Origin of the sequence: Streptomyces sp. RLB3-17, from assembly GCF_007113425.2 — a bacterium.
Lineage (GTDB): Bacteria > Actinomycetota > Actinomycetes > Streptomycetales > Streptomycetaceae > Streptomyces > Streptomyces mirabilis_D.
This window is the reverse complement of the sequence record NZ_CP041610.2, coordinates 2088194-2101802: the sequence shown is the minus strand read 5'-3', so window position 1 is coordinate 2101802 and position 13609 is coordinate 2088194. Positions and strand designations below refer to the sequence as shown.

The following is a 13609-nucleotide window of genomic DNA, read 5'->3' as shown; positions in this document are numbered from 1 at the left end:
TACCGGTGTGGGGCGCCCCGGCGACCGGCAAGGGGCCGATCGGCCGGGTTTCCCCCGCTGCCGAGCCGGAGGAGATCCCCGGCTCGGCGCTCCGGTCAGCAGGTCAGCAGGTCAGTCGGGCGTCCGCCCAGTCCGCGTGGTCCGAGTCGACGCCGTCGCCGCCGTCGGTGACGACGAGGCGAACCACCTGGGCGCCGGTCACGTCGGCCGAGACCGGCTGGGCCGGCATCGCGTTGGTGAGGACCCCGGTCGAGGCGACCTTCGTGCCATCCGCCCAGATCTCGAACGCGACGGTGCCCTTGGCGCCCTTCTCGTCGTCGACGCCGACATCCGCGGTGACGGTCCGGCACCGCTTGCCGGTGTAGTACTCGATGGCACTCGGGGCGTGCGCACCGAGCCCCTTGGCGTAGACGACTCCGCCGAGAGTGATCGGATGACCGTCGCCCGCGGCGCTCTCCCCGTTGCTGGTGTTGCGCTCAACCGGGCCGAATCCATTGGTCGTCGACAGCCATGGCAGGTCGCCGAGGTAGGAGACGCCCGAAGGGGGAGCCACGACGACCGACACCGTGAGCGGGAGCACGCTGTCGGCGCGTATGCCGCTCGGTGAGCGGTACGCGGCCCTGAGCGTCAGGTCGTACGATCCCGCGGCCGTGCCCTCGGGCGGGGTGACCCGCCACTTCGTACGCAGGGAGTGTCCCGTGCGTACCGTGCCCGCCGTGGTCGGTGAGGCGGCCGCGACCTTCCAGCCCGTCGGGCCGCTCAGCGCCACCGAGACGCGCCGCGCGGGCGTACGGCCGAGGTCGGTCACCGCCGACGTCAGGGAGACCGGCTTGCCCGCCTCCATCAACTGGCTTCCGTCCAGGCCCACTTCGACGGCGGGCGGGTTCTTGGCCCAGTGGCGGTCGGCCGAGACGCGGAGGAGGACCGTGCCGTGCGCGGGGACGGTCGCGGAGACGGCTCCGGCGGTGTTGTAGCTCCGGTGCTGCCACAGGTCGCGCAGGGTGTAGCCGTGGGCGGCCGGCAGCCCCACGGCCGCCGTGGTCGTGGCGATGTGCTGGGCGCGGCCGGTCTCGTTGAACAGCGCCACCGTCCGGCTGCCGTCCTTCATCTCCTTGGCGACGACCCAGCGTCCGCCCTCGGAGGAGAGCACGGTGCCCTGCTTGCCCAGGGGGTCCTGGTCGACCGCGATGACTTCCTTGTTGTCGAGGATGTCGAAGGTGGCGGGCGACGCCTTGCGCAGATCCGAGCCGATGAGCAGCGGAGCCGCCATGACCGACCACATCGAGAAGTGGGAGCGGTACTCGGTGTCGGTCATGCCGCCGTTGCCGACCTCCAGCATGTCCGGGTCGTTCCAGTGACCGGGACCCGCGTGCGGGGCGAGGGGCAGGTTCTGCTTGAGGATCGACAGCATCGAGCCCCAGTTGGCGCTGATGTCACCGGTCGTGCGCCACAGATGTCCGACGTCCGAGGCCCACTCCCAGGGCTTGTTCTGGCCCCATTCACAGAGGCTGTAGACGATGGGCCGCCCGGTCGCCTTCAGCGCGTCCCGCATGGTCGTGTAGCGCAGCTTGGCGTCCACGCCCTGGTTGTTGCAGTTGTCGTACTTGAGGTAGTCGACGCCCCAGTCCGCGAACTGCTGGGCGTCGCTGTACTCGTGGCCGAGGGCGCCCGGGAATCCCACGCTGTCGCACGTCTTCGTGCCCGCGCTCGTGTAGATGCCGAGCTTGAGCCCCTTGGCGTGCACGTAGTCGGCGACCGCCTTGATCCCGTTCGGGAAGCGCACCGGGTCGGGTACCAGCTTGCCGTCGCCGTTCCGTGACGGCAGGGCCCAGCAGTCGTCCAGATTGACGTACTGGTACCCGGCGTCCTTGAGCCCCTTCTCCACGAAGAGGTCCGCGATCCCCTTGACCATGGTCTCGTTGAACTCGGCCCGGCAGTGTGTGGAGTTCCAGTTGTTGAAGCCCATCGGAGGGGTGAGCGCGAGGCCGTCGGCCAGGGCGGGGGACGCGGGGGCTTGGGTGGGGGCGGGGGCGGCCAGGGCCTCCGGGGCGGTCAGGCCGGTCGTACACAACAGGGCCGTCGCGAGTGCTCCGACCACTCTTCGGCGGGTTGTGCGGGTGGGAAGGTGACGCATCGTTACGTTCCTCCGAACTCGCGAAAGATAGGATGACTGCATGTCCGCGACAATGGTGCGCGCTTACGGTAGGACCTGTCCAACTCTGTTGGAAGAGAAGTGGTAACGGTTGTTCGATATCTCGTCTGAACCCTTGACGACACTCCGACATGGGAGTGAGATCCAAGCCTCGCGTTCGGTTGTGTTGGGTGGCACCCCGAGGAGGGGGACATGGCACAGTCATCGTTGAAGGGGATTGTCGTGCCCGAAGGCACCTCAGGTCATCGGATGTCCCGGCGAAATCTCTTGCGTGGTGCGGCTCTAGGCGCCGGCGCGCTCACGCTCCCCGCCCTGCTGTCCGCCTGCGGCGACGGACCCGGCGGAAACAAGAACGAAGTCACCGTGGGGTCCAACGCCTCGGACCCGGTCCCCAAGAAGGCGTACGCGGCGGCCTTCTCGGCGTACGAGAAGAAGTCCGGCAAGAAGGTCAAGGTCAACACCAAGGACCACAACGACTTCCAGGAGAACATCAACCGCTATCTCCAGGGCACGCCCGACGACGTCTTCATGTGGTTCGCGGGGTATCGCATGCAGTACTTCGCGGAGAAGGGGCTCCTGCACGAGATCAGCGACGTGTGGAGCGGATTCACCGGCTTCTCCGACGCCCTGAAGGAGCAGTCCACCCACTCCGGCAAGCAGTACTTCGTGCCGTACTACTACTACCCGTGGGCCGTTTTCCACCGCAAGAGCCTCTTCCAGTCCAAGGGCTACCAACAGCCCAAGACCTGGGACGACTTCATCGCGCTGGCCAAGCGGATGTCGAAGGACGGGACGCCGGTCGCCTTCTGCGACAAGGACGGCTGGCCCGCGATGGGCACCTTCGACTACATCAACATGCGCCTGAACGGATACGACTTCCACAAGTCCCTGATGGCCGGCACGGAGTCATGGACCGACACCAAGGTGAAGAACGTCTTCGACACCTGGCGCGAGGTCATGCCCTACTACCAGAAGGGTGCCCTCGGCCGGACCTGGGAGGAGGCCGGGCAGAGCCTGCAGCAGCGCAAGACGGGGATGGCGGTCTTCGGAATGCCGCACCCGGGCACCCAGTTCCCCGAGAACGAACGCGACGACATCGACTTCTTCGCCTTCCCCGAGATCGACCCGCAGTACGCGCAGGACGCCGTGGAAGCGCCCATCGACGGCTTCCTGGTCGCCAAGAAGTCGAAGAACCTCGACGGCGCCAAGGCCCTCCTGAAATGGCTGGGCACCCCCACCGCCGAGAACACCTACCTCGCCCTCGACCCCAACAACGTGGCCGTCAACGACGGGGCCGACACCACCAAGTACAGTGCCCTGCAGAAGAAGTCGGCCCAGCTCGTCTCGGGCGCCAAGCAGATCTCGCAGTTCATGGACCGCGACACCCGTCCGGACTTCGCCTCGACCGTGATGATCAAGGCGATCCAGGACTTCATCGGCAACCCGAAGGACGTCGACGGTCTCTGCAACAGCATCGAACGACAGAAGAAGACCATCTTCTCGTCGCCCGTCGGCTGATCACTGGGGGAAGACGTTCCGTGGCGCTCAACATCCCACGGCGCGCCGGACGACGGCGGCTGCGGCGGTTCACCCGCCGCGACACCGTCGTCCTCGGCGTGCTCCTCGGCATACCCGTCCTGCTCGACATCGTCATCGTCTGGGGCCCGACCCTCGCCTCCATCGGGCTCTCCTTCACCTCCTGGGACGGCATCGGCGACATCCACTGGGTGGGCGGCGACAACTACAAGAACGTGTTCGAGAACTACCCGGCGTTCTGGCCCGCCGTCCGCCACAACGTCCTGTGGCTGCTCTTCCTCGGCCTGATCGCCACCCCGTTCGGACTGTTCCTCGCGGTGCTCATCGACCGCGGAGTGCGCTTCAGCCGCTTCTACCAGTCCGTGATCTACCTGCCGGTCGTGCTCTCGCTCGCCATCGTCGGCTTCATCGCCCAGCTGATCCTCGGCACCGACCAGGGCGTGGTCAACACGATCCTCAACAACCACGAGAACCCGATCGACTGGCTCGGCGACGCGCACCTCAACATCTGGATGATGATGATCGCGGCGAGCTGGCGGCACACGGGTTACGTCATGATCCTCTACCTCGCCGGGCTCAAGTCCGTCGACCCGCAGCTGAAGGAAGCCGCCGCGATCGACGGCGCGAACGCCCGCCAGACCTTCTTCCGTGTCGTCTTCCCGACCCTGCGCCCGGTCAACGTGATCGTCGGGGTCATCACCGTCATCGAGGCGCTGCGCGCGTTCGACATCGTCTACGCGGTCAACAAGGGCCGCAACGGCCTGGAACTGCTCTCCGTCCTGATCACCGACAACATCATCGGGGAAGCCAGCCGCATCGGATTCGGCTCCGCCATCGCGGTCGTCCTGCTCACCGTCTCCCTGGGGTTCATCGTGACGTTCCTGGTCCAAGAGCTGCGAGGTGCGCGCGAACGATGACCGCCGACATCCGCACCGGCGCCCCCGCGCGCCCCGCAGCCGCTCCGGAGAAGGTGCCCGCTCCCCGCCGCCGGCCACGCCCCGGCCGCTTCGGCGTCCACATCTTCCTGATGGGCGTCTCGCTCGCCTTCCTCGCGCCGCTCCTGCTCGCCGTCTACGCCTCGCTGCGCCCGTACGAGGAGACGGCGCAGAACGGCTACTTCTCCTTCCCGAAGCACCTGTCCTTCGAGTACTACCGCCGCGCCTACAGCGAATCCGGCATGGGCAAGTACTTCACCAACACCCTGCTCATCGCCGTGCCCGCCGTCCTCGTGACCCTCTTCCTCGCCTCGTTCGTCGCCTTCGCCGTGTCCCGGCTGAAGCTGCGTGGGGGCCTGGTCCTGCTGATGTTCTTCACCGCGGGCAACCTGCTGCCCCAACAGGTCATCGTCACCCCGCTGTACGTCCTGTTCAACAGGATCCCGCTGCCGTGGTGGATGTCCGACTCGCTGACGATGTACGACTCCTACTGGGCCGTCATCATCGTCAACATCGGCTTCCAGATGGGCTTCTGCGTCTTCGTGCTGGCCAATTTCATGCGGACGCTGCCACAGGAGATCCTCGAGGCCGCCATCGTCGACGGCGCGGGCGTGTGGACCCAGTTCTGGCGCATCACCCTCCCGCTGTGCCGCCCCGCCCTCGCGGCCCTCGGCACCCTGGAGTTCACCTGGATCTACAACGACTTCCTCTGGGCCCTGATCTTTATCTCCAACCCCGACAAGCTCCCGATCACGTCATCCCTCAACAACCTCCGCGGCCAGTTCTTCACCGACTACAACCTGCTGGCCGCGGGCTCCGTCCTGGTCGCCCTCCCCACGATCCTGGTCTTCCTGCTCCTGCAACGGCACTTCGTCGCGGGCCTGACCCTGGGGTCCACCAAGGGGTAGGTCCTGACGAGCGATGACGCCCGCTCCTGCGAGGGCCTTCCTCCAGTAGCCGCGGGCCACCGAGCAGTACGTGACTGCCGTCAAGCTCTCCGGCAGCAACAGCCATGCCGAACGAATGGCCTCCAGCTGGGTCGCGCGTCAGGTCGGTGGAGACCACGCTTCAGGTCCGCCGCCGTGCCACTCGATCACCCTTGAGTTGGCCACGTCGACTTCGTCGATCCCTTCCAGTCCGGCGTAGCGGAGGAAGGCGGCCAGGTCGCGCAGTGAGTGTGCGGTGAGAAGTTCTCCGTTGACGCGCACCTGCCGACTGCCGTCGGTCGGGGATGGTGGGTACACGATCACATGCAGCTCTCCGGGCATGGTTTCAGACTCGCCCGGCCCGCCCGGATGCGCATCCGGAGCCCGGGCTCAGAGCCCCCCGGGCAACGCGTGCCGGACGGCGTGGGCGCTCGTAGGCTGATGTCGCTTCCCGGTAAGCGGTGGCGCCGGCCCTCGATGCCGGCCCGTTCCCCCGGGCCGATGGCAGGGTGCTGCTCGCGCCGGTCACTTCCGTTCCAGCGCGGCCAGCCGCATCTCAAGCTGGTCAACCCGGTGCCGTAGCAGGGTGACCTGGGCTTCCAGGCTGACTTCCCGTTCCGCCCTGCGCTGAATGCGCGGTGACGCGGCGGCGCGCTCGATCACCGCGTCCAGCTGGACCAGGCGCTGCGGCCCGTTCGGGCCGTCCACCAGCCGGGACCGGATCTCGCCGTTGCGGTACCAGGACCGCAGGGCCGAGCGGGAAACGCCGGTCTCGGCTTCCGCCTTGGCCAGCGTGACCCAGGGTGTCTCGTCCAGCTGCTCGAACAGCTCCAGCTCGTTCTGCCAGCGCGCGAGCCGGCCCTCCCAGTCCGACGGTGTCTCCATCACACCCTCCCTTCAGCAGAGTGACCCTATTAATAACAGTGTATTGACATGGTTGGGACTATGGAGCCATGCCATTTGAACGGTTCACGGTGGAAGCCCGCAAGGTGGTCGTCACGGCTCAGGAGGAGGCGAGGCTGCTCAAGCACCACCACATCGGCACGGAGCACATCCTGTTGGGGCTGCTCGACGCGCCGGACAGCATGGCGGCGCAAGTTCTGCACCGGCTCGGGTACGACAAGGAGACGGCGCAGGTCGATATCGCCGCGGTGGCCAAGCCCGGCACGCAGGAGCTGAGGGGTCATATCCCCTTCGCGCCGAGCGCGAAGAAGACGCTGGACCTCGCCCTGCGAGAGGCGCAGCAGCTGCACCACACCTCCATCGGTACGGAACACATCCTGCTCGCCCTGGTCACCGGGGACGGTGAGGGCGTCGGCGCGAAGGTGCTTGCCGAGCGGATCAATCCGGTCAGCAAGATCCGTGCCGCGGTGCTGGCGTCATTGGAGGGATCGCAGGACATCGAGGCCGGCCCATGGCCGGCCGGCACGCCTGCCACCGAGGACACCGTGTCCGCCGCCAGCGCGCTGGCCGGTGGTGCACCGGTCGGCAGCCATCACCTGCTCGAGGCGATGCTGCGGGCGGAGAACAGCATGGCGGCCAGGGTGCTGCGCGAACTCGGGGTCGACCCGGACGCGGTCGCCGCCAAGATCGACGAACTGGATCCGGAGACGACCACGGACGCGAACCCGGAGGAGGCCGCCGCACGCAAGATGGAAATCCGGCTGGTCGACGACGAGGTGCACCTGATCCTGCGGGACCCGACAACGGTCACGATCGCCAAGAAGGTCACCGAGCTGTCCAACGGCCCGATCCAGGGCGTCGGGCCGGCGGCCGGCATGTTCGTCCCGCTCTGGCGGTCGACCAATCAGCTGCTGCTGCAGATCCAGCGTGTGCTGGAACCGGAACCCGGAGAGGAGGACGGATCCGCCGCGAGCAACGTGGCCAAGGTCGTGCGCACGGTCCTCGCGCCCCGGCTCCGCCGGCGAACCGGCTGAGGGCCGGAACCTGTCGGCGGGACAGGTGAGGACGCCGTCGGCCGGCACGCGCCGGTAGTCGCGCCTCGCCGAGCCGAACGAGGCCGGCCGACCGGCCAGGTTCCCGACCGAGGCCGGCCGACCGACCAGGTTCCCGACCGAGGCGGTCGGCGCGTCCGGTCTCGCGTTCGGCGCCGCGCCGGTGGGCGCCCGCGCGCACCACGGGTCGATCTCCCGCGAGCAGGCAATACGGCGAATCGGAGGCGACCATCACCATCACCATCACCATCACCATCGTCGGAGCCGGACCGGGCGGACCATCTGTGTGCTGGTGGCTCGGCGGCGCAGCCGGCCCGCGTTGTCAGTGGCCGCCCGTAGCATTGTCGTCAACATCCCAACGATCCAGTCGGGTTGTTGCTGATGCCCCGCCCGGAACAGCGCCCGGTGCGGGGCTCGCTGCTGTCAGAAGCGGCGGGACAAGGCGTCCCGACTGTGACACCGGGGTCCACCGAGGGCTGATCCGCGAGTCACTCGCAGCCGACGCCGTCTCCGTCGCGGTCGAGGTGGCGGCCGTAACCGGGGTCTCCCACGTGGACGGGCGCGGCGCCCGCCGCCCGGGCCGCGGCGCAGTTCTCGTAGTACACGGAGCCCCCGCCGCTGTCGTCGCTGCCGGCACCGCCCGCGGCGGCGGGCTGCGCGGTGACCGTCGCGCGTACGGTCTTCGTGCTCCGCACGGTCACGGTCTCGGCGGGCGTCGCCGTGACCGTCTCCGTGGCGGTCCGCGTCGCGGTCGCGGTCGTCGTCGCGGTGACGGTGGTGGTCGGACCGGGCTTCGCCGCGGCGGACTCGGTGGTGTTTCCGCCGCTGTTGCCGATGCCGGCGCCGATGAAGAGGGCCACGGCCAGCGCGGGCAGTACGTAGCGCTTGCGGGCCCAGCCCGGGGCGGTGCGGGCCGATGCGGCGGGTGGTGCCGTGTACGGGTTGGTCATGTCCCCCCCTGAGGTGTTTCGAGTGGGATGACGGTAGTGCCGCTGATGTGACCGAAGGGGAGGAGTGGGAGTTGCGTGACCCACCCGTGACTCCTCGTCGCCTCGGGAGTTGAACCGGGCATGAAGAAGCGCAGCATGCTCGCCATCGCCTCCCTCGCCACCGGGTTCGTCGTCGCGGCGATCACCCCGTCCCACGCCGTCGACGGCGATTCCCTGGGCGACCTGCCCGTCAAGGACACGCTCAGCAGCCTCGACCACACGCTCAGCAGCGACAGCCTGGCGGTGGACGACACCGCGCTCGGCAAGGACGGCTGAAACGCCGGGGCGGACACGCGGCGCCGGTGCTCCCCGCGACCGGAACACCGGCGCCGCGCCGTCGGCTCCCTCATCTGCGGCTGGTTTCCGTGGCAGGGTGAAGCGGGCAAGCCTCAGGGGGCCAATAGAAGAGGGGGAACTGTCCGTGATCGTCTGGATCAACGGAGCGTTCGGTGCGGGGAAGACCTCCACCGCACGGGAACTGATCGACCTGATCCCGAACAGCACGCTCTTCGACCCCGAGGTGATCGGCGGCGAGCTCGCGCACCTGCTGCCCGCCAAACGCCTCGCCGAAGTCGGCGACTTCCAGGACCTGCCGATCTGGCGGCGCCTGGTGGTCGACACCGCGGCCGCCCTGCTCGCGGAGCTCGGCGGCGTGCTCGTGGTTCCCATGACCCTGCTGCGCCAGGAGTACCGTGACGAGATCTTCGGCGGTCTCGCCTCGCGCCGGATCGAAGTACGCCATGTGCTCCTCGCCCCGGCGGAAACGATCCTGCGGGCGCGCATAGCCGACCGGGAGATACCCGAGAACCTTCCCGACGGCGAGATACGGGTGCGCCAGTGGTCCTACGACCACATCGAGCCCTACCGCGCGGCGCTCGCCTCCTGGCTCACCGCCGACGCCCACCCCGTCGACACCAGCGCCCTCACCCCGTACGACACCGCAGTGCGCGTCGCCGAAGCCGTACGCAGCGGTGACGCGTCGGCGTGCGACATCGTGCAGACCCCCGAACCGACCTCCGAGACCGTCGCCGCCGGAGTCCTCCTCTTCGACGAGGAGGACCGGGTGCTGCTCGTCGACCCCACCTACAAGGCGGGCTGGGAGTTTCCCGGCGGCGTCGTCGAGCCGGGGGAGGCTCCCGCGCGCGCGGGCATGCGCGAGGTCGCCGAGGAGACCGGCATACGGCTCGAGGACGTACCCGGTCTGCTGGTGGTGGACTGGGAGCCGCCCGCACCCCCCGGCTACGGCGGTCTGCGCCTTCTCTTCGACGGCGGCCGCCTCGACTCCGACGAGGCCCGCCGGCTGCTGCTCCCCGGCCCCGAACTGCGCGCCTGGCGTTTCGTGACCGAGCGGGAGGCCGCGGACCTGCTGCCACCGGTGCGCTACGAGCGGCTGTGTTGGGCCCTGCGGGCGCGGGAGCGCGGCGCCGCACTCTACCTGGAGGCCGGTGTACCGCTCGGCTGACGTCGATGCCGGGCCACCCCTCGGCCGACGCCGAGGGCGTACGGACACGGGGTGATCCGGCGCCGATGGTCGACGGCGCACGAGCGCAGGCTGTTCACCAGACCGAGCCAGAGGGTCCTCGCCGGGTTGCGAGGACCCTCTCGGCCGGGTGGTCAGCTCGCCGCGTACTTCTGGAGGAACAACGCCTCCGTGACCGAGAGACGCTCCAGCTCGTCGGGGGAGACGCTCTCGTTCACGGCGTGGATCTGCGCCTGCGGCTCGCTCAGGCCGATGAGGAGGATCTCCGCGTGCGGGTAGAGCGAGGCGAGGGTGTTGCACAACGGGATGGAACCGCCCTGGCCCGCGGACTGCATCTCCTCGCCCGGGTAGGCGATGGCCATCGCCTCGGCCATCGCCGTGTACGCCGGGCTGGAGGTGTCGGCGCGGAACGGCTGGCCCTGGCCGATCTGCTCGGTGCGCACCCGCGCGCCCCACGGCGTGCGCGCCTCCAGATGGGCCTGCAGGAGCTTGGTCGCCTCGACCGCGTCCACGCCCGGCGGCACCCGCAGACTCACCAGCGCACGCGCGCCCGCCTGCACGGACGGGGTGGCGCCGACGACCGGCGGGCAGTCGATGCCGAGTACGGTGACGGCCGGACGCGCCCAGATGCGGTCGGCGACCGTACCCGAGCCGACCAACTCGACCCCGTCCAGCACCTTGGCGTCCTTGCGGAACGCCTCCTCCTCGTACTGCAAGCCTTCCCAGCGCGCGTCCCCGGTCAGCCCGTCGATCGTCGTCGAACCGTCCTCGGCGCGCAGCGAGTCCAGTACGCGGATCAGCGCGCCCAGCGCGTCGGGCGCCGCCCCGCCGAACTGGCCCGAGTGCAGATTGCCTTCCAGCGTGTCGATCTGCACGCGAACGAGCGTCATCCCGCGCAGGGTCGAGGTGACCGTCGGCAGACCCAGCCGGAAGTTGCCGACGTCGCCGATGACGACGGTGTCGGCGGTCAGCAGCTCCGGGTGCTGTTCGGCGTACCGCTCCAGACCGCCCGTGCCCTGCTCCTCCGAACCCTCGACGATCACCTTGACGCCCACCGGAACGCCACCGTTCGCCTTCAGCGCGCGCAGCGCGAGCAGGTGCATGATGAACCCGCCCTTGCAGTCGGCGGCGCCGCGCCCGTACCAGCGGCCGGCGCGCTCCGTCAGCTCGAACGGCGGGGTCGTCCAGGCAGCCTCGTCGAGCGGCGGCTGCACGTCGTAGTGCGCGTACAGCAGCACGGTCTTGGCGCCCTCGGGCCCGGGCAGGAAGCCGTACACCGACTGCGTGCCGTCCGGGGTGTCCAGCAGCGCCACGTCCTGAAAACCCTCGGCGCGCAGCGCGCCGGCGATCCAGTTCGCGGCGCCCTCGCTCTCGCTCCTGGGGTACTGGTCGAAGTCCGCCACCGACTTGAAGGCCACCAGTTCGGCGAGCTCCACCTGCGCCCCGGGCATGAGCGAGGCGACGGTCTCGGCGACCGGATTCGACGACATGGGCACGCTCCTTGTAGGTGCGACGTTGTACTTCTGTGTACAAGTGATCGGGTGGTGCGTACGCGCGTTCCTGGTGTGCAGGGCGCATACGCCCCTGATCCTCCCACAGTGGCCTGCGGCGATGCCCGCCGTAGGATGCTCGGGACCGTGGCGGCAGACGGCTGGACTGGGAGCAGTAGACCATCGTGAGCAGCGAGAACTCTTCGGCGGACGACGAACAGCGGGTGTGGGACGTCGTCGTGGTCGGCGCGGGGCCGGCGGGCGCCTCGGCCGCCTATGCGGCAGCGGTCGCGGGACGCAGCGTCCTGCTGCTGGAGAAGGCGGAACTGCCCCGCTACAAGACGTGTGGCGGCGGCATCATCGGCCCCTCGCGCGACGCCCTGCCGCCCGGCTTCGAACTACCGCTCCAGGACCGGGTGCACGCGGTCACGTTCTCGCTCGACGGCAAGTTCACCCGCACACGGCGCTCCAAGCAGATGTTGTTCGGGCTCATCAACCGGCCCGAGTTCGACCAGCAGCTCGTCGAGCACGCCCAGAAGGCGGGCGCCGAGCTGCGCACGGGAGTGACGGTCTCGCGGGTCGAACAGCACGGGTCCGCCGTGCCCGACCGGCGCACCGTCGCCGTCGTCCTCCAGGGCGGCGAGGCCGTGCTGGCGCGGGCGGTCGTCGGCGCGGACGGCAGCGCCAGCCGCATAGGGGCGCACGTCGGGGTGAAGCTCGACCAGGTCGACCTCGGCCTGGAGGCGGAGATCCCGGTGCCGGAGACCGTCGCCGAGGACTGGCAGGGGCGGGTCCTGATCGACTGGGGTCCCATGCCGGGCAGTTACGGCTGGGTGTTCCCCAAGGGGGACACGCTCACCGTCGGCGTGATCTCCGCGCGCGGCGAAGGTGCCGCCACCAAGCGGTACTTGGAGGACTTCATCGCCCGGCTCGGGCTCGCCGGCTTCGAGCCGGGCATCTCCTCCGGACACCTGACGCGCTGCCGCGCCGACGACTCCCCGCTGTCGCGCGGGCGCGTGCTGGTCTGCGGCGACGCGGCGGGGCTGCTCGAACCCTGGACCCGCGAGGGCATCTCCTTCGCCCTGCGCTCCGGTCGGCTCGCGGGGGAGTGGGCGGTACGGATCGCCGAGGCGCACGACGCGGTGGACACCCGGCGCCAGGCGCTCAACTACGCCTTCGCCATCAAGGCGGGGCTCGGCGTGGAGATGGCCGTCGGCAAGAGCATGCTCGCGGCCTTCGAGCGCCGGCCGGGCATGCTCCACGCGGCGATCACCAGTTTCCGGCCCGCCTGGAGGGCGTTCGCCGGGATCACCCGCGGTTCGACCACGCTGGGCGAGTTGGTGCGTTCCCACCCGATGGCAGGGCGCGCCCTGTCCGCGCTCGACCGGCGCTCGGCCGTCGCCGCGCCGACGGTTGTTGAGAGCACTCCGACCACGGAGTGACCGTCGGCCGCGGAGCCGTGTCCGTGTCCGTGTGCGTGTCCGTCTCCGTGGCCCTGGAGTGCCGGTGGCCGACGGGGGTGTCCGTCGGCTCCCGGCCGGTCAGCTCGTGACCGTGATCCGGAAGACCGGGTGGTCGGGGGCGATGCGGCGCAGCTCCTCGGGGGAGGAGTCGGGGCCGACGCCTCCGAAGAAGACACCGACCTCGGCCTTCCAGCGCTTGAGGTAGGCGCGCAGCAGCGGAACCTTGTCGTCGTCGCCGACCTCGGTCGCGGTGAACGTGTCCACCCTCTTGCCGAGGCGCAGTTCGCCGCCGCCCGCGGCCCGCATGTTGTGCGTCCACTGGACGTGGCCGCGGGGGGCGACCAGGTACTGCTGTCCGTCCACGGTGAGCAGATTGACCGGGGTGGTGCGCCACGCGCCGCTCTTGCGGCCACGGACGGCCAGGACCCGGGAGCCCCAGATGCTGAGACCGCGGCGGGTCATGAACGCCACGCAGCGGTTGAAGACGTTGACGGTGAACCAGCCGGGCTTCTGGACGTGTGTGGACATGATGACCCCCATCGGTTGCGAGAGCGCCGCTCTCTGAGTGGGAGCGCTGCTCGCTTTTGTGAGCACCGCTCTCGCTTGAGAGCAGTCTGCATGAGATCAGTGATCCAAATCAAGAGCAGTGCTCTCGTTTGTGTGCACTGCTCTGAAAGCGTGGC

At 69.2% G+C, this 13609-nt stretch carries 13 protein-coding genes; 7 read left to right on the top strand and 6 right to left on the bottom strand.

The window, feature by feature from the left end; all coding sequences use genetic code 11:
- Positions 1–103 precede the first annotated feature (103 nt).
- The gene (locus tag FNV62_RS09905; protein WP_205523143.1) at positions 104–2134 is read right to left on the bottom strand and encodes an NPCBM/NEW2 domain-containing protein; all 2031 of its coding nucleotides are present in this window, start codon (positions 2132–2134) and stop codon (positions 104–106) included.
- Between the two features lie 267 nt (positions 2135–2401).
- Here FNV62_RS09905 and FNV62_RS09900 point away from each other — a divergent pair, with 267 nt between their 5' ends.
- Genes FNV62_RS09900 through FNV62_RS09890 form a run of 3 tightly spaced genes read left to right on the top strand, consistent with a single transcriptional unit; the run spans position 2402 to position 5531 of the window.
- Complete coding sequence (locus tag FNV62_RS09900) at positions 2402–3670, top strand: ABC transporter substrate-binding protein (protein WP_054228801.1); 1269 nt, start codon at positions 2402–2404, stop codon at positions 3668–3670.
- 20 nt (positions 3671–3690) lie between these two features.
- Complete coding sequence (locus FNV62_RS09895) at positions 3691–4605, top strand: carbohydrate ABC transporter permease (protein WP_079089220.1); 915 nt, start codon at positions 3691–3693, stop codon at positions 4603–4605.
- Entirely contained in the window at positions 4602–5531 is a 930-nt protein-coding gene (locus FNV62_RS09890) for a carbohydrate ABC transporter permease (protein ID WP_144315102.1), read from the top strand. The genes FNV62_RS09895 and FNV62_RS09890 overlap by 4 nt, the downstream gene beginning before the upstream one ends.
- Positions 5532–5669: 138 nt before the next feature.
- On the opposite strand, the gene FNV62_RS09885 is transcribed toward FNV62_RS09890, so the two are convergent.
- Positions 5670–5891 carry a hypothetical protein gene (locus FNV62_RS09885; protein ID WP_054228798.1) on the bottom strand — a complete coding sequence of 74 codons (222 nt, stop codon included), beginning with the start codon at positions 5889–5891 and terminating at the stop codon, positions 5670–5672.
- A 183-nt stretch (positions 5892–6074) separates the two neighbouring features.
- The gene (locus tag FNV62_RS09880) at positions 6075–6434 is read right to left on the bottom strand and encodes a hypothetical protein (protein ID WP_060894811.1); all 360 of its coding nucleotides are present in this window, start codon (positions 6432–6434) and stop codon (positions 6075–6077) included.
- Positions 6435–6502: 68 nt separating this feature from the next.
- On the opposite strand from FNV62_RS09880, the gene FNV62_RS09875 reads away from it, so the two are divergent.
- Positions 6503–7486 carry a Clp protease N-terminal domain-containing protein gene (locus FNV62_RS09875; RefSeq protein ID WP_097283608.1) on the top strand — a complete coding sequence of 328 codons (984 nt, stop codon included), beginning with the start codon at positions 6503–6505 and terminating at the stop codon, positions 7484–7486.
- Positions 7487–7992: 506 nt separating this feature from the next.
- Here FNV62_RS09875 and FNV62_RS09870 read toward each other — a convergent pair.
- The gene (locus FNV62_RS09870) at positions 7993–8454 is read right to left on the bottom strand and encodes an excalibur calcium-binding domain-containing protein (RefSeq protein ID WP_143607398.1); all 462 of its coding nucleotides are present in this window, start codon (positions 8452–8454) and stop codon (positions 7993–7995) included.
- A gap of 120 nt (positions 8455–8574) precedes the next feature.
- Here FNV62_RS09870 and FNV62_RS09865 point away from each other — a divergent pair, with 120 nt between their 5' ends.
- Positions 8575–8769: a hypothetical protein gene (locus FNV62_RS09865; RefSeq protein ID WP_054228794.1), complete on the top strand. Its 195-nt coding sequence runs from the start codon at positions 8575–8577 to the stop codon at positions 8767–8769.
- Between the two features lie 145 nt (positions 8770–8914).
- Positions 8915–9955: an NUDIX hydrolase gene (locus FNV62_RS09860; protein ID WP_097283606.1), complete on the top strand. Its 1041-nt coding sequence runs from the start codon at positions 8915–8917 to the stop codon at positions 9953–9955.
- A 152-nt stretch (positions 9956–10107) separates the two neighbouring features.
- Here the strand turns inward: FNV62_RS09860 and FNV62_RS09855 are convergent, their stop codons facing one another.
- Complete coding sequence (locus FNV62_RS09855) at positions 10108–11463, bottom strand: dipeptidase (protein ID WP_144315100.1); 1356 nt, start codon at positions 11461–11463, stop codon at positions 10108–10110.
- A 185-nt stretch (positions 11464–11648) separates the two neighbouring features.
- Here FNV62_RS09855 and FNV62_RS09850 point away from each other — a divergent pair, with 185 nt between their 5' ends.
- Complete coding sequence (locus FNV62_RS09850) at positions 11649–12905, top strand: geranylgeranyl reductase family protein (protein ID WP_097283604.1); 1257 nt, start codon at positions 11649–11651, stop codon at positions 12903–12905.
- A 99-nt stretch (positions 12906–13004) separates the two neighbouring features.
- On the opposite strand, the gene FNV62_RS09845 is transcribed toward FNV62_RS09850, so the two are convergent.
- Positions 13005–13454 carry a nitroreductase family deazaflavin-dependent oxidoreductase gene (locus FNV62_RS09845; protein ID WP_079089222.1) on the bottom strand — a complete coding sequence of 150 codons (450 nt, stop codon included), beginning with the start codon at positions 13452–13454 and terminating at the stop codon, positions 13005–13007.
- Between the last annotated feature and the right edge of the window lie 155 nt (positions 13455–13609).